Source organism: Desulfovibrio sp. MES5, from assembly GCF_002237645.1.
Classification (GTDB): Bacteria; Desulfobacterota; Desulfovibrionia; order Desulfovibrionales; family Desulfovibrionaceae; genus Desulfovibrio.
On sequence record NZ_MJUZ01000008.1, the window covers coordinates 1 to 20,813 of the forward strand.

17 protein-coding genes and 1 tRNA gene are annotated in these 20,813 nt (G+C 58.7%); 10 read left to right on the top strand and 8 right to left on the bottom strand.

Going from position 1 to position 20,813, the window contains the following annotated elements:
• Positions 1-92 precede the first annotated feature (92 nt).
• Both BCS36_RS02525 and BCS36_RS02530 read right to left on the bottom strand, forming a co-directional pair.
• Positions 93-1,829, bottom strand: coding sequence for a YcaO-like family protein (locus tag BCS36_RS02525; RefSeq protein ID WP_291301354.1), 1,737 nt, complete (start codon positions 1,827-1,829; stop codon positions 93-95).
• Entirely contained in the window at positions 1,826-2,548 is a 723-nt protein-coding gene (locus BCS36_RS02530; protein WP_291301355.1) for a methyltransferase, read from the bottom strand. The genes BCS36_RS02525 and BCS36_RS02530 overlap by 4 nt, the downstream gene beginning before the upstream one ends.
• Positions 2,549-3,020: 472 nt before the next feature.
• On the opposite strand from BCS36_RS02530, the gene BCS36_RS02535 reads away from it, so the two are divergent.
• Positions 3,021-3,869, top strand: coding sequence for a 50S ribosomal protein L11 methyltransferase (locus tag BCS36_RS02535; RefSeq protein ID WP_291301412.1), 849 nt, complete (start codon positions 3,021-3,023; stop codon positions 3,867-3,869).
• 3 nt (positions 3,870-3,872) lie between these two features.
• Positions 3,873-4,256 (top strand): hypothetical protein, encoded by a 384-nt coding sequence (locus tag BCS36_RS02540; protein ID WP_291301356.1) that lies wholly within the window; start codon positions 3,873-3,875, stop codon positions 4,254-4,256.
• Positions 4,257-4,350: 94 nt separating this feature from the next.
• On the opposite strand, the gene BCS36_RS02545 is transcribed toward BCS36_RS02540, so the two are convergent.
• Positions 4,351-5,244: a M23 family metallopeptidase gene (locus BCS36_RS02545; protein ID WP_291301357.1), complete on the bottom strand. Its 894-nt coding sequence runs from the start codon at positions 5,242-5,244 to the stop codon at positions 4,351-4,353.
• 533 nt (positions 5,245-5,777) lie between these two features.
• Between BCS36_RS02545 and BCS36_RS02550 the strand changes: the two genes are divergently transcribed.
• From BCS36_RS02550 to BCS36_RS02565, 4 genes are all read left to right on the top strand, one after another.
• The gene (locus tag BCS36_RS02550) at positions 5,778-6,638 is read left to right on the top strand and encodes a pirin family protein (RefSeq protein WP_291301358.1); all 861 of its coding nucleotides are present in this window, start codon (positions 5,778-5,780) and stop codon (positions 6,636-6,638) included.
• Positions 6,639-6,845: 207 nt separating this feature from the next.
• Positions 6,846-7,892, top strand: coding sequence for a metal ABC transporter substrate-binding protein (locus tag BCS36_RS02555; RefSeq protein WP_291301359.1), 1,047 nt, complete (start codon positions 6,846-6,848; stop codon positions 7,890-7,892).
• The gene (locus tag BCS36_RS02560) at positions 7,867-8,829 is read left to right on the top strand and encodes a metal ABC transporter ATP-binding protein (RefSeq protein WP_291301360.1); all 963 of its coding nucleotides are present in this window, start codon (positions 7,867-7,869) and stop codon (positions 8,827-8,829) included. The genes BCS36_RS02555 and BCS36_RS02560 overlap by 26 nt, the downstream gene beginning before the upstream one ends.
• A complete protein-coding gene (locus BCS36_RS02565) occupies positions 8,822-9,688 on the top strand; it encodes a metal ABC transporter permease (protein WP_291301361.1) in 867 nt (288 codons plus the stop codon). Before BCS36_RS02560 ends, BCS36_RS02565 begins: the two co-directional genes overlap by 8 nt.
• 249 nt (positions 9,689-9,937) lie before the next feature.
• On the opposite strand, the gene tpx is transcribed toward BCS36_RS02565, so the two are convergent.
• Entirely contained in the window at positions 9,938-10,441 is a 504-nt protein-coding gene (tpx, locus tag BCS36_RS02570) for a thiol peroxidase (protein ID WP_291301362.1), read from the bottom strand.
• Between the two features lie 284 nt (positions 10,442-10,725).
• On the opposite strand from tpx, the gene hslU reads away from it, so the two are divergent.
• Positions 10,726-12,036, top strand: coding sequence for an ATP-dependent protease ATPase subunit HslU (gene hslU / locus BCS36_RS02575; RefSeq protein ID WP_291301363.1), 1,311 nt, complete (start codon positions 10,726-10,728; stop codon positions 12,034-12,036).
• A gap of 1,215 nt (positions 12,037-13,251) precedes the next feature.
• Here the strand turns inward: hslU and BCS36_RS02580 are convergent.
• Positions 13,252-13,327: transfer RNA gene (locus BCS36_RS02580), tRNA-Lys, on the bottom strand.
• A gap of 166 nt (positions 13,328-13,493) precedes the next feature.
• Here BCS36_RS02580 and BCS36_RS02585 point away from each other — a divergent pair.
• From BCS36_RS02585 to BCS36_RS02595, 3 genes are all read left to right on the top strand, one after another.
• The gene (locus BCS36_RS02585; RefSeq protein WP_291301364.1) at positions 13,494-15,416 is read left to right on the top strand and encodes a protein-disulfide reductase DsbD; all 1,923 of its coding nucleotides are present in this window, start codon (positions 13,494-13,496) and stop codon (positions 15,414-15,416) included.
• A gap of 131 nt (positions 15,417-15,547) precedes the next feature.
• Positions 15,548-16,024 carry a chemotaxis protein CheW gene (locus BCS36_RS02590; RefSeq protein ID WP_291301365.1) on the top strand — a complete coding sequence of 159 codons (477 nt, stop codon included), beginning with the start codon at positions 15,548-15,550 and terminating at the stop codon, positions 16,022-16,024.
• 666 nt (positions 16,025-16,690) lie between these two features.
• Positions 16,691-17,140 (top strand): GNAT family N-acetyltransferase, encoded by a 450-nt coding sequence (locus tag BCS36_RS02595; RefSeq protein WP_291301366.1) that lies wholly within the window; start codon positions 16,691-16,693, stop codon positions 17,138-17,140.
• 48 nt (positions 17,141-17,188) lie between these two features.
• On the opposite strand, the gene BCS36_RS02600 is transcribed toward BCS36_RS02595, so the two are convergent.
• The 3 genes from BCS36_RS02600 to BCS36_RS02610 all read right to left on the bottom strand — a co-directional run bounded on the left by BCS36_RS02600 (position 17,189) and on the right by BCS36_RS02610 (position 20,789).
• A complete protein-coding gene (locus BCS36_RS02600) occupies positions 17,189-17,419 on the bottom strand; it encodes a hypothetical protein (RefSeq protein WP_291301367.1) in 231 nt (76 codons plus the stop codon).
• An 82-nt stretch (positions 17,420-17,501) separates the two neighbouring features.
• Positions 17,502-20,360 (bottom strand): TIGR03960 family B12-binding radical SAM protein, encoded by a 2,859-nt coding sequence (locus BCS36_RS02605; RefSeq protein ID WP_291301368.1) that lies wholly within the window; start codon positions 20,358-20,360, stop codon positions 17,502-17,504.
• 87 nt (positions 20,361-20,447) lie between these two features.
• A complete protein-coding gene (locus BCS36_RS02610; RefSeq protein ID WP_291301369.1) occupies positions 20,448-20,789 on the bottom strand; it encodes a hypothetical protein in 342 nt (113 codons plus the stop codon).
• Positions 20,790-20,813 lie beyond the last annotated feature (24 nt).

Genomic DNA, 20,813 nt, shown 5'->3' on the forward strand with positions numbered 1-20,813 from the left:
GGGAGGGGGCGTGGGGGAGGGACCCTTTTACAAAAGGGTCCCTCCCCCACAAAGCACTTCAAGGTGAAATTGCTCCGGCTGCGTCAGCCGGGTTATCCCTCCAGCTGGGCCAGATGCTGCCGGGCAAAATCCAGACTGGGGTCAAGCTCAAGCGCCGCGGTCAGATGCCGCCGTGCTTCTTCATTCTTGCCCATGAATTTTTCGCACAGCCCAAGATTTGCCAGATCCATTGCAGAGCCTTTGTCTACGCGCAGCACGGCGGCAAAAGCATCAGCAGCCATAGCGTAATTGCCGGTCTTGAAGTGGGCCACGCCCAGAAGGTTTCCGTACTCCTTCATTTCCGGGCACAGCTCCACAGCCTTGGTCAGTGCGGGTATGGCTTCGGCCCACTGACCCTGAAGGGTGTCGGTATAGCCCTGATAAAAGGCCGCAAGAGCCTTGGCGTCCGCATCGGGTTGCAGGGGCATGGCCTCGGCAAACAGGTCGCGGGCACTGGCCCAGTCTTCGGCGCGCAGGGCCAGCATCCCCCTGAAAAATGGCAGAAAATGCACCTTGGGGTAGCACTCTTCAAGAACCTTGAGGCCGTCCAGGGCCGTGGCGGCATCGGCCTCTTCCACCAGCTTGCGGCCCACAAAAAGTCCCAGGCTCTGATTGCGGTCACGCTCCCTGAACGCCATGCCGGGCACGATGGTGTAATGCGTGGGGATGCCAAGGCGCTGATGGGTCGTTTCTACCGCGTACATGGTCATCGGGCGCAAGCCTTTGAGCGCCGTGAGCAGTTCCTGCCGGATGTCGCTGTCTTCCACCGTGGGCAGGCTGTCCAGGTTGACGGAGGGGCCTTCAAACAGCCAGGCAGCCTCTTCAAGAGTGTTGAACTTGGACAGGCCGGACGCCTCGTAGCAGGCATTGGTGCAAAAATCTCCCGCAAGCTGGGCGATTTCGGTCACGGCGCGGATGGCCGCCTTGGCCGGAGAGGCCGCCGTGCCCGCCGTGAACACGATTTCCGAGCTCTGCCCCAGTGTGGACGGGTCCCAGGCAATGGCCGCCACCGTGGGCAGGGGCATGTTCAGGGAAAAATCTTTGAGGATGATGTGCACGCCTTCCCTGGCAAAAGCTTCAAGCAGCTGGCAGAGCACGGGGTCCTGGCAGGTCGCGGGGTCGATAGTGGGGGTGGCGAGGCGTTCGCGGTCCGCCAGGCAGCAGACGTGGCGTTCGATAAGTTCGCTGAGGCCCTGAAGCAGAGATTCCTCTGCGCTGTTGCCCGCCGAGGTGCCGTTAAATTCGCCCAGCAGCTTGAACCAGTCAAGGGGCAGCCATACCGTGCTTTCATCGGGAAGGCGTGTGGCCGGATAGAAGTTCCAGCTGATAAGGTCCAGCACCCTGCGCGCTTTCGGGGCGTCCAGCTCTTCGTTGACGGAGCGCAGCATTTCGTCCAGCGGCAGCAGGGCCTCGCCGAAGCGCGCTTCAGCTTCGCTCCAGGTGGCGCGCACCATGTGCGGGCGTTCCTGCCAGAAGCTGAAAAAGGCAAAGCGTTCCATCAGTTCCATAAGGGCTGATGCTTCGGCCTGCTCCGGTGAAGAGCCCTTGCCCATCTGTTTGCGGGTGGGCATGACGCGTCGGGCATCCGCGCCGCACACGCTCAAAAATACGGGAATGCCCAGCCGGTTCACGTCAACTCTTGTGGTGCGGGCCAGAATGTCCAGATCGGCCTCGGCAAGACGCTGCTTCACGCGCGCAATGGTCTGCGGCGGACTCATGGTCTTGTCGAGGTCGCGGGTATAGCCCTTGGGGCAGGGGGCCAGATGGATGCAAGGCAGGTGGCTGTTCATGAGCGCTCCAGAATCAGGATGCTATAAATGCGGCGCTGTTCTTCGCCGTTGTCATCATGAGTTTTGACGCCGATGCGGCCTTCGGTCACCTTGAATGTTTTGGCGGCCAGCTTGGCGAAATGGGGTTTGGCGCGGGCCATGTCCGTGCAGAACAGGGCCTTGCCGCCGGGGGCCAGATGGCGGTCAACAAACTTTACCAGCGGTCTGTGCAGTTCTTCAAGATAAAGAATTTCCGAAGCGGCCATGATGTCAAATCCCTGGCTGAAACGCGGATCGCGGCCAGGGGCGGTCACATCCACGCGGGCGACTTCCACGATGTCCTGAAGATCATTGCGCAACACGTTGGCGCGGGCAAAGCGCAGGGCTTCCTCGACCACGTCGCTGAGCACAATGCGGCTGAAGCCGTAACGGGCCGCCACAAGGCTGAGTACGCCGCAGCCAGCGCCCAGTTCCAGCAGGCTTTTGCCCTGTGGCTCGTATTTGCGCAGCAGGCGACCCAGTACAAAGGAGCCGGGCCATACCTTGGCCCAGAGGGGCAGGTCTTTCAGCGGATCGCGGATGGCGCGTTTTTGCAGCAGTTTGTCCAGATGGGACTGCATGTTATGAATGGACAGGATTTGCAGAGGATTTTCATCAATCTGCATGGGCTCGAAATCCACATCAAAATCGGCGCGGATCACGGCGAGAAGGTTTTCCAGTTCTTCCGTGCTTGTGGGCATTTGTTTTCCTTGGAGCAGAGTACATTTGAGAATATATATTCTCAAAGTTTTCGACACGCCCGCTTCGGCGCGTAACAGTGCAGATAGATAGCGGTGCTGTCCTGCCCCGTAAGACGGTTCCGTCAACGGTTCAGGCAAGCCTGCGGGTAACGGCTGAAGCTGCGCTTGCGCCTTTGCGGCGCGCGCCTGATCCCGCAGTCGCCAGAGCCGTTTCAAGGTGAAATAGCTCTAGAAAAAGGCAGATTACAGCGGGCTTGCAATCCACTTTTTCTACTCGGAATCTCCCTGTATGGCAATACGCCTTGTGGTTCCACGACAACCAACCGCGCGCGGCCAGGAACAGGGCCAGACATCGGGCGGGGCGTGTCGCCCGGATTCCGGGCCGATCCGCTATGACGTACTCGACCGCAAAGGCAAAATCTGGCATGATGAGAAGGATTTTCGACCTGTCACAGCAAAACAGAGATGGATCATGAACACTATTTTTCAGCTTGAGATAATTGTAGGCGAAGATGCCTATGACCTTGCCCTGGGCCTTCTGACCCTTGAAGTTTCTTTCGGGTGGGAAGAAGAAAGCCTGCCCACGGGCGAAAGCCGCTTTCGCGTGCATTGCGAGAACGCCGACTTCATCGAGGGCTTGCGCAAGATTATTGAAGGGCGCATTCCCGGCGCAAAATGCACGGTACACACGCTTGAAGCGCAGGACTGGCTGGCGGCGTGGCGGCAGTTTTTCACGCCAGTGCCCTGCGGCAAGCGTTTTGTGGTCTTGCCCCCGTGGCTGGCCGACAGCGAGGAGTTTCCTGGCCGCACCAAGGTGCTTATTGAACCCAAAAGCGCTTTCGGCACGGGCCATCATGCGACCACAGCCCTGTGCCTCATGGTGCTGAGCGACTTGATCGACGCCGGGCGCGTGTCGCCGGGCGAAACTTTTCTGGATCTGGGCACAGGTTCCGGCGTGCTTGGCATTGCCTGCTGCAAAAGCGGGCTCAAGGGCGAGGGACTCGACATTGATACGCTCGCGGTGGAAAACGCTCTGGAAAACCGCGTGCTCAACCATGTGGAAGACTTTGAAGTGCGGCAGGGCAGCATAGATGCCGTGCCGGGCAAGACCTATGACCTCGTGCTGGCCAATATTCTGGCCCGTCCTCTGATCGAGCTTGCGCCGCTGATCGTGCGTGCCTGCAAACCCGGCGCATGCCTTATTTTGTCAGGGCTGCTGGAGATTCAGGCCGACAGCGTGGAAGAAGCCTATACGTCCCAGTGCCTGCCCAAGCCCCGCCGCGTTCTGGACGGGGAATGGTGCGCCCTGGTGTGGGAATAGCCTGTGCCGGACAGCCCTTCCATGGCAAGCGCCGCTGAAAAACTGCTTCACGGCAGTGGGCGGGGCGTTTCTGCCGCAGGGCTGCTGTTGGCGGATCAGCCGCAGGTTTACTGGCTGTCGTCCGACGCTGCCTTTTTATGGGCCTGGGGCCTGATGCTGGTTTTCGGAATCGGCGTTCAGGCTCTGGGCCTGTTTTTTCGGCGCAGACTTCTTATGGCGACGGGGGCGGCGCTTGTATGCGGAGCAGCCATTATGGACCGTGACCCCACGTTGTTTGCCGGGCAGATTTTGCTCACGCTCGGCCTTACAATGATGACCGCCCGCAGGCAAAACACGCAACGCCCAGGCGCAGCCCGAAAGCGGGGAGCAAGAAACGCCCGGGCATAATGCGCCGGGCCGAATCGCGCAGACGGAATAACACCGGGCCGGATTGAGACGGGCCGTAATCCGATAGGGCAAAGAGCTGTTGCACGAAGGGCTGTCAGCGTCGTTCATTCCAGAGGGGGATGGGCGGCGGAGCAAAATTTTCAAGCGCCTTGAGATCCTTGAGGCTGCGCCCCGCCCGCGCCGGGCGGCCATCAGGCCCCCGCGTCACTGGGCCGCAGGTCTGCGGAGTGAGTTGCTCCGGTATGTCTTCCGGGGCAGGACGCAAAAGGTCTTCACCCCTGCTGAGGAAGGGCAGCGGGTCAACGAGTTTGCCCGACGCGTCCCGCAGGCCGAAGTGCAGATGAGCGCCGGTTGTGCGGCCTGTGCAGCCCACCAGCCCCACGGGTGTTCCCTGCGTTACCTCCTGCCCCTTGCTTACCAGCGTTTTTCCCAGGTGGGCGTAGCGAGCCGTCATGCCGTCATCCTGGCGGATGTCCACCACAATGCCCGACAACCCGCCCTTGCCCGCGTGGATGACCGTGCCGCTGCGAAAAGCCACTACCGGCCAGTTCTGGTGGGCGCGCAGGTCGATGCCCGTGTGATCCCGCACCACCATGCCCCGTCGACTGAGCCATGTGGGCATACGGCGCAGGCCAAAGCCAGACGTGATCATTTCTTTGAGCGGCGGCAATTCTCGCTGACGCAACGCGGGGGGCAGGGCCTCCCCGTTGGTTTCTGGCGGTGTCGCGCTGTTTGCATCGGAGCCGTTGCCGCTGTGGCCCGTCTGTTCCTGAAGCGGTTTTTCGGCCTGTTTTTCAGCCTGCTCTTCATCGGGGGACGGTTCAGACCCCGGCGGCGGAGCAACGGGACTTGCAACTGTTTCGACTGGGGCCTCAGTTTTTTGTTCGGACACGGAGCGGTTGCCTGCGGCATCAGTCGCTGATCCCGTCACGGGACACAGGATGGCGAACAGGAACAGCAGAGCCGGGATTGAAAAAGGGGTACGCATGTTTTGGGGCGGGCGATGATCGCCGGGTAGATATTTAAGGAAACGCTGGTTTATTCCGTTTGGCGGCGTTGCTTCACTTTTTTGAAACAGTCGAGGACAGAAGAGTCCACTCCTGCTTCAAAAAAAGATCGCGCCTTGCCAAACGAAATAACTGCGCGTTTCCAGGAGGTTCTTTAGTCTGTGCTTCCTTAAGGTTCAGGGCGCGTTCGCAGTAAAAGCGCCCTGCGGCGGTATGTGCAGGCATTGTCGTGGAGGCCCCGGTGCGGGCTGCCGGGCTGTTGCGCGCCATAAGGGGCTGCATAAGCTTTGCGAATATGTTTTTCGAAACCTGATCTGTTCAAGACGCCTGTAAAGGAGGTTTTGCGACACAATGACACTGCGGGTGGTTGCCCCCGTCGCTGTTTTCTGCTTTGCTGAAAAAGGGAAACAGGACTTGCAGGCCGTAAAGGCGGAAGCATGCCTTCTGAGGTACAGCATTCCACCAGTATCGGCAAGCTTTTCACATCCGCGCAAGCCTGCCCAAAGGAGTTGCCATGAAAAAGCGTGCCATTGCCGAGCTGGTCACGGGCCGAAAGGCCATTGACGGAGCTGGCGTACATCTGGTGCGCGTGCTTGGTTCACCCACAGTACGCACTTTTGATCCTTTTCTTATGCTTGACGCCTTTGATTCTGAAAATCCTGAAGATTACACCAAGGGCTTCCCCACCCATCCGCACCGGGGCATCGAAACCTTTACCTATCTTATGCGGGGCCGCATTGACCACGAAGACAGCCTTGGCAATGCCGGAAGCATTGTGGATGGCGGTTGCCAGTGGATGACGGCGGGCAGCGGCATTCTGCACCAGGAAATGCCGCAGGCCTCACGCCGCATGCTGGGCCTGCAACTTTGGATAAACCTGCCGCGCGCCCGCAAGATGGTTGATCCCGAATACAGGGACATCCGGTCTGAAATGGTTCCCAGAGTGGAAGACGGTGGGGCGCTGGTGGCGGTGGTGGCCGGAGACTATAATGGCGTTGCCGGAGCCACCAGGGGCGACTATGTTGATGTGGTCTTTCTCGACGTAACACTGAGGCCCGGCGCGCTCTGGACCGTAGCCACCAGACCGCAGGACACGGTTTTTGTCTATATGGTCGAGGGAAAATGTGAACTTGCAGGCGGCGGTGGCGAAATTCCCCATCGCAATGCCTGCCTGTTTACGCCGGGCGACAGCCTGAGCCTTGCAGCCGGGCCTGAAGGCGCGCGTTTTGTCCTGGTTTCCGGTGCGCCCCTGCATGAGCCGGTGGCCTGGGGCGGCCCCATTGTCATGAACACGGATGAAGAACTGAGACAGGCCTTCTTTGAACTGGAAGACGGCACGTTTATCCGCCATGCCCCCCGAGGACAAGCGGGGTAGAACGGTTAGGGCATGCGACCTTTCCAAAGGGACATGCTCCACGGTAATCTGCTTGCGACCCTTGATCCATACCGCATATGACGGGAGGCCGCCCCAGGCGGCCTCCTGGCATGCTCAAGCTTGTCGCCCAGGCTGATCTGGCAGCCTTGACAGGCCCATAGTGGAAGCATAACCAAGAACGCTGACTTGGTGAAATGGAGTAATACCATGAAAAAAAAGATATTTATGCTTTTTCGGTTCAGCGCTGCCGCAATCATGATCGCAGCCTGCCTCGCCAGTGCCGGTCTGCTCATGCCGCAGGCTGCTTCGGCCGCGTCCGGTCAGGGCAAATTGCGCATTCTTGCAACTACGTATCCCGTATACCTTCTCGCGCGTAATGTGGTTCAGTCGAATCCCGGCGCGCAGGTTGATCTGCTTATCCCTGCCCAAACGGGTTGCCCGCACGACTACGCCCTGACCCCCAAGGACATGCAGAAGCTGGCCCAGGCCGATGTGCTGCTGCTCAACGGTCTTGGTCTGGACGATTTTATGCTCAAGGCCTTGCCCAACGCCAAGCCGGGCCTGGTTGTGGTAGACAGCAGCGCGGGCGTCGTCCCCCTGAAGGAAAACAGCGCCCACGAGGACGGGGATGAAGATCATGACGGCCACGAGCATGCCGCACGCCACGGGCATGAAGAAAGCGACCACGGTCATGACCATGATCATGACCACGGCCACCACCACGACCACGGCGGCATCAATCCCCATGCCTTTGCAAGCCCCAGTCAGGCGGCCATTATGGTGAAGAACATGGCTCAGGGGCTGGCCAAGGCCGATCCGCAGAATGCCGCGTCGTATGAATCCAGCGCCAGCGCGTACGAAAAGGTTCTGTCGGGCCTGAGCGAGCGTCTTGCCGCTCTGGGCGCCAAGGCACCCAACAGGGGCATAGCGCTTATGCACGACGCCCTGTCCTATATGGCGCATGACGCTGGCCTTGAAGTGGTTGCCGTTATTCAGGAAAATGAGGAGGCTCAGCCTTCGGCGGGTCGTCTTATCAAGGTGGCGGAGATACTGCGGGAACACAAGCCCGCCCTCATTGCCAGCGAGCCGCAGTACTCGGACAAGGCCGTGCAGACCCTTGCCCGTGAAGTGGGCATACCTGCGGCTCAACTGGACTCCCTGGCTTCCGGGCCGGCCAGTCCCGCGCTGGACCATTATGAAAAGATCATGAGCAACAACATCAACATTCTTGAGAAGTATTTTGAGCCGCGCTGACACTACCGCTCCTGCCCTTGTTTTTGACCATGTATGCGTGTGCCGTGGCGGCAGGCTCATCCTTGAGGATGTGTGCGCTACCGTGCCCGCAGGCAGCAGTACCGTGCTTGTTGGCCCCAACGGCGCAGGCAAGACCACGCTGCTGCTCTGTCTTATTGGCGAGATGAGCTATTCGGGCCGTATTGAGGCGGCAGGTCAGACTGGCCTGCCGCGTACGGCCTATGTGCCGCAGTATCTTCATATGGACGCCAGCCTGCCCCTGCGTGTGGAAGAGTTTTTGGCGCTCAACCGCCAACGCCGCCCACTGTGGTTTGGCCTCAGCCATTCTGTGCGCGCAGAGACACGCAGACTGTTGCGCATGGTGCAGGCCGAGCATCTTGAAGACAGACGGTTGAGCGATCTTTCGGGCGGCGAAATGCGCCGGGTGCTGCTGGCTGCGGCCCTTGGCCGCGAACCCCGGCTGCTGGTGCTCGACGAGCCTGCCGCCGGAGTCGATGTGCAGGGAGAGCGGCTGTTCTGGGAGGTGCTGGACAAAGTCCGCATGGAGCAGGGCTTTACCCAGATAATTGTCAGCCATAACCTGTCGCTGGCAGCCCACTATGCGACCCACGTCATATGCCTCAACAAAAAGGTCTGCGCCGAGGGCGCGCCCCACGAGGCCCTTGGCGCGTCTGTGCTCATGCAGCTTTTCGGCGTGCCCATCCATCTTTATCCTGATCAGTGCGACCCCGCTGATCCGCCCTGCCCCCAGTGCGGGGCCGTGTGCGCGCCGGAGCGGCTGCTGCCTGCCTATGCCAGCATACAGCGCCGTGGCGGCGCGAGGGCGACGGAGGAAGGTTTGTTGACGCAGGATGGCGTCCCTGACGGGCACGCAGGCAAAGGCACGGGCAAAGGCGCGGGCGGCGGTTCAGTTTCCGGGGAGGCCGGGCATGCCTGATCTGACTTTTATCTATGATCTTTTGGGCCGCCTGCCGCTGGACTGCCTGCAAATGCGCTTCATGCAGCAGGCCATGTTAGGCCTGCTTTTGCTGGCTCCTATGGCTTCTGTGCTTGGGGTGGAGGTCATCAGCTTTCGCATGGCCTTTTTCTCCGACGCCATCGGGCATTCTGCCTTCGCCGGAGTGGCCCTTGGGCTTATTCTGGCCATAAATCCGCGTATTTCCATGCCGCTTTTCGGCGTGCTGGTGGGGCTGGGCATCATGGCCGTGCGGCGGCGCAGCAACCTTTCCGGCGATACGGTCATAGGCATAGTGTTTTCTGCTGTTGTGGCCTTTGGTCTTGCCGTGGTCAGCCGTGCCCCCGGAGTGGGGCGCGACATGCAGCGCTTTTTGTACGGCGATATTCTCACCATTACGGAAGCCGAAACGGGCTTTTTGTTGCTGCTTTTTTTCGCCATGCTGCTTTTTCAGATCGCGGGCTACAACAGACTGCTGTACATCGCCCTTAATCCCGTCATGGCCCGCGTGCACGGCGTGCGCGTTGCCCTGTGGCAATATGTTTTTGCGGCGCTGCTGGCCCTTGTGGTCATGTTTTCCGTATGGGCGGTGGGGGTGCTGCTTGTGACGGCCCTGCTCATCGTGCCAGCGGCCACGGCCAGAAATCTGGCCGCCACGGCTGGCGGCATGTTTTGGTGGGCCCTGGTTGTGGGGCTGAGTTCGGCCTTTATCGGCCTTGTGCTTTCAGCGCAGGAATGGATGTCCACGGCCAGCGGAGCCACCGTGATTCTTGTATCGTGCTGCTGGTTTGGCGTGAGCGCCCTGGTGGCTGGCCTGCGCGGAGGCCGAAAAAGCGCCTAACGCGCCGCCAGAGCAGCTTAGGAATGAAATGAGTCAACTGCTCAGCAAGGATTTTCCTGAAGGATTTTCCTGAAAATCCTTGCTGCGAAATGTGGGTAGGCAGGCTTTTTCCTGCTGTAGGCGAGCATTTCAAGTGTTACATGCTCGAGGCGCGCACGGGCCAAGGTGCTGTTTACAGAGAAAGCCTCCCTGTCATGACAGGGAGGCTTTCAGTATGCGCTGGCAAGGAAGGGCAGTGTGCCTGCGCATTTATGCAAGTTTTTTAACAGCGGCCAGGGCCGCGTCATAATCCGGCTCACTGGCGACTTCAGGAACAAGCTGGGTATAGGCAACCGTGCCGTCCGGGGCCACAACTACGATGGCGCGGGCCAGCAGGCGCAGTTCATCAATAAGCAGACCATAGTCCTTGCCGAAAGTCCTTTCTTTGTAGTCAGAGAGGGTTTCGACAGACTGAACGCCCGCAGCGCCGCACCAGCGGGCCTGGGCAAAGGGCAGGTCGCAGCTTACGGCCACGATGCGCACCTTGTCGGAAAGGGCGGCGGCTTCCTTGTTGAAGCGGCGCACTTCCATATCGCATGTAGGAGTATCAAGAGAAGGCACGCTCACCAGCACCAGAACCTTGCCCGCATAGTCCTTGAGGCTGCGGGGGCTGAGGTCATTGGCGGCCAGGGTAAAGTCGGGAGCTTTCTGCCCGACCGAAGGCCGGTTGCCGATGAGATGAAGAGGTGTGCCCTTGAAAGTGACTGTATTCATACGGAACTCCTTGTGCCTTTGTTTGTGGAACCATTGTGCTACAAGTGCCCTGGATAGTCAATAATTGTTATCAACAAGCGCGGGCCGAACCATGTTTCACTAAGGAGACGCCGCCCTTCAGGACTGCATCATGGCAAATCCGGGGCATGCCGTCGAGTGAATAATGGCGACATTTTTATGTCATGTTGGCAGACACGTAAGCGTGTCAAATTTGCAGTGCGCCATTGCCAGATTGGTTGCAGTGCCTATATTGACAGACAGAGCAAACTTATCAGGAGCAATTGATGAGCACCTTGACACCCCGTGAGATCGTGGCCGAGCTGAATAAATTTGTTGTGGGTCAGGAACAAGCCAAGCGCATGGTTGCCGTTGCCGTTCGTAATCGCTGGCGCAGGCAGCATCTGCCGCTTGATCTGCGCGACGAGGTTTCGCCCAAGAACATCATCATGATGGGGCCGACCGGCGTGGGCAAAACCGAAATCGCGCGCCGTCTGGCCAAACTTTCGGGCGCGCCCTTCATCAAGGTGGAGGCCACCAAGTTCACCGAGGTGGGTTACGTTGGGCGGGATGTGGAATCTATGGTGCGCGATCTGATGGAGATCGGCATAAACCTTGTGCGCGACGAGGAAAACTCCCGCGTGCGCAAAGCCGCTGAGGCCGCTGCGGAATCGCGCCTGATGGATCTTTTGCTGCCCAGCTCCTTCGGGTTGGAAGACCGCTCTTCCACGCGCGAAAAACTGTTGCAGCAGTTCCGCCTCGGTTTTCTGGACACCCGCGAAGTTGAAATGGAAGTGACGGAAATGGGCGGCGGGGTGGATATTTTTGCCATCCCCGGCATGGAGCAGATGGGCGGCCAGGTCAAGGACATGTTCAGCAAGGCCTTTCCGCCCAAGCGCAGCCGCCGCAAGATGAAGGTTCGCGACGCCTTCAATGTGCTGGTGCAGGAAGAATCCGGCAAGCTGGTGGATCAGGACGCCCTCGTGGAGCGCGCCAAGGAAAGGGTGGAGCAGACCGGCATCATCTTTATTGACGAAATAGACAAGATCGCCAGTTCGTCGCAAAACCGCACCTCGGATATTTCGCGCGAAGGCGTGCAGCGCGACCTGCTGCCCATTGTGGAGGGCAGTTCCGTGAATACCAAGTACGGCATGATCCGCACGGACCATGTGCTGTTTATCGCGGCGGGCGCGTTCCACTTCAGTAAACCTTCGGACATGATTCCTGAATTGCAGGGGCGTTTTCCTTTGCGCGTGGAGCTTCAGCCCCTGGGCCGCGAAGAGTTTTTGCGCATTCTTACCGAGCCGGACAACGCCCTTACCAAGCAGTATGAAGCCCTGCTGGGCACAGAGCAGATACGGTTGAGCTTTACCGAAGACGGACTGGAAGAAGTTGCCGCCTTTGCTGAAGACATCAATTCCCGTACGGAAAACATCGGCGCGCGCCGTCTGTATACCATTATGGAAAAGATACTGTCTGACATTTCATTTGACGCTCCGGACATGCCGGGCGCGCAAGTCGTGGTCAACAAGGCCTATGTGGCCGAGCATCTTCAGGACGTGCGCAACGATCAGGATTTGACGCAATACATCCTTTAGAGCCATTTGGCGTTTAAATGGCTCTGACTGCTGCGCAAGGGGCGCAGGCAGGCCGTGTTGGGCATGAAGGCGTAAACGCCGCGTATACGGGCTGTTAGGCGCTGTAACGGATGTTCCCGCAAGGGGGCTGTATCCGCATTATTCCGCGCTGTTATGCACAGAAGCGGGCAGGCCGTCAGCGTTGAGAATTTGCTTTCTCAAAAGCATTCTGCTCCAAGGTTTTTCCTCTGACAATGTGCGAGTGAGCCTCTCTTTTGAAAGGAGAGGCTCACTTTTTTTGTAATATCGCTTTTTGGGAACAACCGCGCTACATCATCGGCGATTGTCTTTTCTGGCAATCAGTCGCCGTCCAGTCGGGCTGCTTCATCCTGGCCGTATGCTGGCAGGTCGTGAGCAGGCGTCTGTCGCAGAGGCGCAGCGCTGTTTGACTGCGCTGTAAGCGTCCACGCAGGCGTGCCGTACCCATTGGAGGCGTGCATTCGCCAGAGTAATCTGCCCTGACATGGCTGCTCGCTTGTGCGTTGTCTGCCGTATGGCCAGGGCAGGCAAATGAGGCGCGCGAGGACAGGGGCGTGGCAGGGCAGCAAAGCGTGCCGAAGCAGGAGGAAAAAATCCCCCTATGCCGCTTATGCCTTGAAATTGGCAGGACCAGTCACCAGAAAGGCGCTGGCCTCAAATTGAGGCCGCCCGCCGCCCGCTGGGCGCTGTAGCCTGGAATGAGGCCGCCAGCCGCCTGTAATGACACTGGCAGGTATGAAGCTGGGGATTCGCCGCCAACATGGCGCTGGCAGGTTTGACACTGCGTTTTTTCAGAAGCCGTCGCAGCACGGAACGACGCGGGCGTAAAGGAAAGATGGACTTGCTCTTCCAGTAGGGATAAAATCTCACTAATGCTGAGATGCTTAACGTCTTCCCTATGGGGTCACATGCTGTCTGTTGTTTATGGGACCGCTCGTGTAATTGCGAGGGGCAATATGCTTGTGTCCTGTTGTTGCCGTCTGCTTGCCAGAACCAAAAAAACAGCTCCGGTACAATCTGCGCGTACGCAAGAGTACTGCGGCAGCGTTGTTGCGTATGTGATTTCTGATGCGGACGTGTCGTATATGGCCGCAGTATGCGCCCGTGCGCTGCGTTGCGTCCGTGCAGGTGTTGCTATGCTGTATTGCAAATACCAAAAAAGGTTCGTGGCTTGTAACCACGAACCTTTGTTTTTTCTGGTGGGCCATCAGGGACTCGAACCCCGAACCAACTGATTAAGAGTCAGCTGCTCTACCAATTGAGCTAATGACCCGCATTGCGTGAAAAGGGGTTTACGCTGATGGGTACCGCCTGTCAAGCGAGTTTGAATAAAAAAATGGAAAGAAAGAGTTAACATAGTGAAATTTAAAAACAATTTTTTAAAAAAGTTTTTTAACCCAAAAAACGTCCCGCTGATCCTGTGGCTGATGCCCCTGTGTATGACCTTGTCTCTTATTGTTTTTTCAGGCCAGGTGCGCGCCAACCCACTGGGAGTCCGGCTTGAAACGGCTCAGGACGGCGATGCCGTTGTCGGCGCCTTGCGCCTTACGCTGCCCAAGGATGTGCACGCATATGCTCATGACCCCGGCGATGCGGGGCGTCCCACCACCCTGCGCTTCAGTGTCGCCGGTGGGCCGGCGCAGGCCGTGTGGTACCCGGAAGGAGCCGTGCAGCGCGACTTTTATGACCCTTCGGCCACCATTTTCGTTTATGAAGGCGAGGTGACCCTCTATGTGCTTTTGTCCCGTGAGGACGAAGGCAAGCCCTATATGGCGGACATAAGCATGCTCTTGTGCTCCACGCGCAACTGCATGCCCGTCAACCAGCAGGTGAAGGAGGTGGTGCCCCAGGCAACGCAGCCTCTTGAGGCCATGCCCTGGGCAGCCCAATGGCGCAGTCTGAAAAAGCAGCCGCCCAGGTCGGTTGCGGATGACGCGGCTGAAGGCGTGCAGCTTTTTGGCGAGGCCCCCGCCATAGCTGATCGGCAAGGGGCCCCGGCGGACGCTCCCGAGGCAGGGAGGTCTGAAGGCATAGCCCGTTGGCTTGAGTCGCAAGGGGAGACTGTGGGGGCTGGCAACGGCTCGGCCGCAGTTGAAGGCGGGCAAGTGCAAAAACCCTTGCCTCCCATGGATGATTTTGTGAACCTGACTCCACGGTATATCAATGAATCCATGGAGATATCCAGCCTTGGAAAGGCGCTGCTCTTTGGCATACTGGCCGGGTTGCTGCTCAATGCCATGCCCTGCGTACTGCCTGTATTGACTTTCAAGGTCAGCGGTCTGCTTATGGTGGGCGGCTGCGACAAGGAGGGCCTCAAGCATTTCAGGCGGCACAACATCTGCTTTGCCGCGGGCGTTATGACCCTTTTCAGCGCTCTTGCCCTTGTTCTCGGCCTTGCTGATCTTATGTGGGGGCAACTGTACCAGAACCAGGCAGTGCTGCTGGTCATGCTGCTGCTCGTATTTCTGATGGGCCTGTCCATGCTTGGAGTCTTCACCCTGCCAGTCATTGACCTCAAAACAGGGGCAAACACAAAAAATCCCTGCCTTCAGGCGTATTTCACCGGGCTTGTGTCCACGTTTCTGGCAACGCCCTGCAGCGGGCCGCTCTTGGGCGGCGTGCTCGGTTGGGCCTTTACCCAGCCGCTTATGGTGGTCATGGTCGTTTTTTGGTCCGTGGGGTTGGGAATGGCCTTGCCTTATGTGCTTTTCAGCATTTGGCCCGTACTGGCGCGCATTTTGCCAAAACCGGGAGCCTGGATGCACATTTTTGAGCGCGTCGTGGGCTTTTTTCTGATGGGCACGGCACTGTACCTGCTTTCCATCCTGCCGGTGGAGAAACACATGCAGGTGTTAAGCGTACTGCTGGTTGTGGCCTTGTGCGCTTGGCTCTGGGGCCAGTACTGCGGCATATCCGCACCGCCTTTGCGTCGCAAGGTTGTGGGGGTTGCCTGTCTGGGACTTTTGCTGGCTTCTTTCATGTGGGTACTGCGCCCTGTGGCTCCCCTGCCGCAATGGCGTGAGTTCAGCCCGCAGACGTTTGAGGCTGGCCTGGGTAAAAAACCCATGCTGCTGGAATTTACCGCCGACTGGTGCCCCAATTGCAAATTTATGGAGGCTACCGTTCTGACGGACGAGCGCCTGCGGCGTTTGCAGGCCCGTTACAATATGGAACTTGTCCGCGTGGACCTCACCAACGCCAATGCCTACGCCGTGCGCCTGCTGGAGGCTCTGGGCAGCAAGAGCATCCCCCTTACGGCGCTTTTTCCCGCAGGCGACATGGCCACAGCCCCTCTGGTGCTGCGTGATGTCTATGGGAGTGACAGTCTGGAGCAGGCCATGCGCGACGTATTTGGCAGATAGCGATTTTTTTGGCAGACCTATGGAGCTTTACCAATTTGTCGATAAGCTCTATAGTAAACATCGGCAGGCCCAAGGCTGATGATGCCAGCGGCCCCTAGAAGTTGAGCGGCTGGTTGCAACAAGGAGCGCACATGGATGTAAATCAGAGAAAACAGGAAGACGAACTTCTGCAACTGGTGACTTTCAGCATCGGTGAGGAGGAGTTTGGGGTTAATATCCTGAAAGTGCAGGAAATTATCCGCACTATGGAGATCACCAGGGTACCCCGCGCTCCGGAATTTGTCGAAGGCGTCATCAATTTGCGTGGAAAGGTGATTCCCATCATTGATCTGCGCCGTCGCTTCGGTCTTGCGTCAAAAACGCACGACAAGAACACGCGGATCATTGTTATTGAAATCAACAATATCATCGTAGGCTTTGTGGTTGACGCTGTTTCCGAAGTGCTGCGCATTCCCGCCAGCACGGTTGAGCCGCCGCCGCCGGTGGTGGCCGGGGTGGACTCGGACTACATCAGCGGCGTTGGCAAGCTTCAGGATCGCCTGCTCATCATGCTTGATCTGGACAAGCTGCTTTCCAACGACGATATGGAAATGCTCGGCGGCATGTAACCGCGCCGCGATAGCACGTTTTTCAGGGCGAAAGCTGATGGCTTTCGCCCTCTTTTTATGTGCCTGCCGCGTTGGGCATGGCTACTTTTAGCCCGACAGGGCGGAACGTGGGCATGGGGGTAGCCATGCATGTGGCCTGGCCGCCTGTGTTTCACGTAAGGCAGAGCGTGTGAGATCACGGTTTCAAAGTTAACCATATGCCATAGGGCGGCAGGCGCGCTAACACGCGGCAGTGGCAACCTGGCTGAAGCTGCTGGCCCACACTGTTCTGGACGCAAGGCTGCTGGCCCATAGTGATCCAGCCCCGCTGCTTTTCCACAACACTGCTGGCCCACAATGCTGTTGTCTGGCCGTCTGACGGTTTTGGCAATGGTGTAACCTGACCGTGGGCAAAAGCCTGCAACCGTGTGTGCGGCATGAGGGCGCTTCACCACAATCGGATATGCACGATCTTAAACCGCATGCGCATCGTCCGGCATTGCGGCGACGGCCAGCAGGAGCGGGAGGAGCCTTACGGAGCTTCCGCAGCACGCTGGCGAAGCTGCGCTCACGGCACTGCCGGGAGGGGCGCCGGTTCCGCTCTGGCGCTCTGTTGTCTGATGCCCCCGCAAACCCTTTGGGGACGAGCCCGGCAGTGTGCTGCGCCCTGAATCCGGTAGAGAGAGTATGCCTGTATCCATCGCAATCATAAAAACGAACAAGAAGGACTTTCTGGCGCTTCTTTTGTTGGGCGACGAACAGGAAGACATGATTGACCGTTATCTTGAACGTGGCGAACTTTTTGTGCTGCGAGACGGCGAGGTCAGGAGCGTATGCGTGGTCACGCGGGAAGGCGAAGGGGTCTTTGAAATAAAAAATCTGGCCACGGATGCCAGGTATCAGGGGCAGGGCTACGGAACCCGAATGGTGCGGCACGTATGCGAGGCTTATCGGGGCAAAGGGCACGCCATGCTGGTAGGTACGGGCGAAAATCCCCGAGTGCTGGGTTTTTATGGGCGGTGCGGATTTGCGTATTCGCACCGCCTCAAGGATTTTTTTGTGAAAAATTACCGCCACCCCATTGTGGAAGACGGCATTCTTTTGCAAGACATGGTCTACCTGAAAAAGAAGCTGTGAGCTTTTCTTTCTTGCCATATCCGCGCCGGGTTTTCCGGCAGGCCCCGCCTATTTGGCTTCGGGCCGGGTATTTATGCGGCGACTGGAACGCAGGGTCAGTTCTTCCACAATGACTTTCTCATAGTCCGGCGCCAGAGAAAAATCAGCATGCAGTTCCGCACAGATCATGCTTTCAATTTGCTGCGTTTCTTCCCATATTTCAAGCAGCTCGTCGTCAGCCAGAGTTTTGACGCGCTGTGCAAAGGGTTCTTCGTCAGCAAAGGGGATACAGGAAGCCATATGTTTTCTCCCGTGGGCAAAGACAAAAAGCCGACACAATGGTAGCCAGCGGACGTTGGCATCCCCATGAGGGGCCCCGTTCCTACGGATACAGTTTCTCGTCAGCGAATATTTGCGCGGTTTTTTCCAGTTTCAGCCTGGGACGCAGGGTATCAGGCATTCCCAGAGGCTGCAATATCGCCATGACGAAAAGCAGAGGCGACAAATAACCACTACTCCAGTCAGCTACAAATGTCACTGACTCAATGGCATTTTCGCGCTGCTCATGCGCGACGGTTTCCCATTGCCGCAACATTGCCCTGATATTGGCTGTGCGGGGGCCTTTTTGGGTGTCGCGCGTAAAATTCAGCTCAGGCAATGCGGCAAAGTCTTCAAAGCACCGGACCATCTGCCTGTTTTCTTCAGGGGTTGGCAGGGACAGGCAAAAAGCTTCGGCTATGGCCTGCTCGGTGCGGTGGCTTTTGTCCACATATTCAACACGCAGGATTTCCATACCGAGCGGCAGAAGAGGGTTCAGGCGGTCGGCAATTTCTTGCGGCGGAAGAATCTTGTGCAGGGTCAGAGCAAACCATTCCGCCCGGCTCTCAACACCAACCGGCAGGGCCCGGCCAAAGGACATGAGCGGCATGGGATGGAACCCCTGAGAAAAAGCCATGGGCAGACCGGCCCGACGCAGGGCGCGGTCAAGAACAGCTTGCAGTTCCAGTTGGCTCAGGTAGGCGCAGCCGCCAGCCTTGCTGTGCCAGATCCGGTATTGCGCCGCCTTGACGGTCAGTTCTGTGGTAATTTTGGGGGGGCGGCTGGCAGGCGGGCGGCACACAAGGCGACCCTCTTCATCCCGGCTGGGCTGATGGGCGCGCTGGTCGCGCTGCGAGAAAATGAGCCTGTTGCGGTGCTGATGGCTGTCCGGCAGGGGCGTGTCTTGCTCGCTGCGGGCGGGCACGGACTGATCGTGCGCGTTGTGCGTGAGAGGGTCACAGTCAGTGCCAGCGCTGGTCTGTGCGCCCACCGAGGCCTCGTTTAAAGGGGCTTTGCTTTGGGGGGCCGTATTGCATGACGCCCCTTTCAGGGGGGAGGCGTCACGCAGAGCCTCGGCCAGGGTTGCGGCGCAATTGGGCGAAGGCGTGTGCGGCATGCGCGACGGCCCGGCCTTGGTGTCGCAGGCTCCGCACTGGCGGCAGGCCCCGTAGCGGCAGTCATCGGTAACTTTTTCCCCAAGAGCGCGCTGCCATTCACGCAGCAAAAATTCCTCGGAAATACCCGCCTCAAGGTGTCCCCAGGGCAGGGGGCTGCCCGGCTGGCGTTCACCCGTGCATTCCTGCGCGCTCAAGCCGCATTCTTCCAGCGCTTCAAGCCAGGGAGCAAGGGCAAAGTGTTCCATCCAACTGGTGAAGATGGAACCCTTGCGGTAGGCCTTTTCAACCACATCGGCCATGCGGCGGTCGGCGCGGGACAAAATGCCCTCCAGATGGCTCATGGCGGGTTCGTGCCAACGCAATTTAAGGAATTTTTGCCCCTTGAACTGCTGTCGCACAAAATGGACTCGCCGCTGGATTTCCTCCTGGCTGATCTGGGGCACCCACTGAAACGGCGTGAAGGGCTTGGGCACAAAGGGCGAAAGGGCCGCCGTGACCTGCAGGCGCGGGCTGCCGCGTCCGGCGGCGTCACGAACCTTGAGGCACGTTTCGGTTATGGCAGCCAGGTCTTCGTCTGTTTCGGTCGGAAGCCCGATCATGAAATAGAGCTTTACCTGGCGCCAGCCGTGCTCAAGCAGCTTCTGGGCATGCAGCAGCAGGTCTTCTTCAGTCACGCCTTTGTTGATGACGTCGCGCAGGCGCTGGCTGCCAGCTTCGGGGGCCAGAGTGCAGCCGGTACGGCGCAGGTCGGCCATGCGCTCGATGATTTCGTCGTCAATGGAGCCCACCCGCAGCGACGGCAGGGAAAGGCCGATCTGTTCACGGGCGCAACGGTCCAGCGCGCTGAAGCACAGGGTCTTCAGAGCTGAAAAATCGCCAGTGCTGAGCGACAAAAAAGAAATTTCGTCAAAGCCAGTTTCGCTGAGGCAATCATCCATCAGGGTCTGGATGGTTTCCAGCGAGCGCTCGCGCACCGGGCGGTAGACCATACCCGCATGGCAAAAGCGGCAGCCGCGCGTACAGCCGCGCGCGATTTCCAATGACAGCCTGTTGTGCACGGCCCCCACGGGCACCACCTGTTTGGTGGGATAGGGCGTGTTGTTGATGTCCGCCACGATGCGGCGGGCCGGCCGCGTATAGTCGGCCAGCAGGGGTACGGGCGGGGCGGTGGGGGCATCAGGCCGGGCAGTGAAGAGCGAAGGCACGTATATGCCCGGGATATGCCGGGCCTCAAGCAGCAGGCGTTCACGGGTCCAGCCTGCATCCAGGGCTTTTTCAAGCAGTTCCAGAACGTCGGGCAGGCTTTCTTCACCATCGCCCAGCACCATGATGTCAATAAAGGGCGTCAGTGGTTCCGCGCTGAGCAGCGCGCCGCCCCCGGCAATGACAAGAGGGCAGGCCGCAAGGTCTTGCGGCCTGTCAGCCGTGCGCAGGGGAATGCCCGCCAGATCAAGCATGTAGAGGACGTTGGTATAGCAAAGCTCATGCGTGATGGAAAAGCTCAGGCAATGGGTCTGCCCCAGTGGGGTGTCTGATTCCAGCGTGGCCAGAGGCGTATTGTGGGCGCGCAGAATATCTCCTGCTTCGCGCTCGGGAGCCATGACCCGTTCAGCCCACCAGTGCGGGCGGCTGTTGACAATATTGTACAGGATCTTTTGCCCCAGATAGGACATGCCGACGTCATAGGTGTCAGGAAAGGCCAGGGCCACACGCAGGCGCACATTCCGAGGGTCTTTTCGGCAGACATTGTCTTCAATGCCAGCATAGCGGCTGGGTTTGGGCAAAAGCGGCAGAAGGGAACGCATGGTCTTCCTTATGGGGGCAAAAGGCGGAGGGTGCGAAAAGGGCGGCCTTGCGCGCCGCCCTTGAAAAAAGCCAGAAAAGGAAACGGACTACTTAATCAGGCCGCTGCCTGAACCACCAAGAGGATCGGAGCTGAACTGCATCCTGCCCAGGCCGCCGGCCACGGTGAGGTTGGTGCAGGCTTCGATGTACTTATCCTGAAGTTCCTTGGGGGTATTGGCGTAGCGATAGAGGAAATTTTTTCCTTCAAGGCTGCCGCTGAACTCGGGTTCAAAGGGGTATCCGTAAGGCAGCATCATCATCTGCACGCCCTGTTGCGTGGGAATGCTCTGGATGGCGGCCACATCATTGAGGCAATCTTTTTCGGCATCGTACTTGCCAATGACAAGTTCGCCCGTTACCAGCTTCATCAAACGAATATCGTAAGCCATGCTTTGCTCCTGAGTGTTGATGGC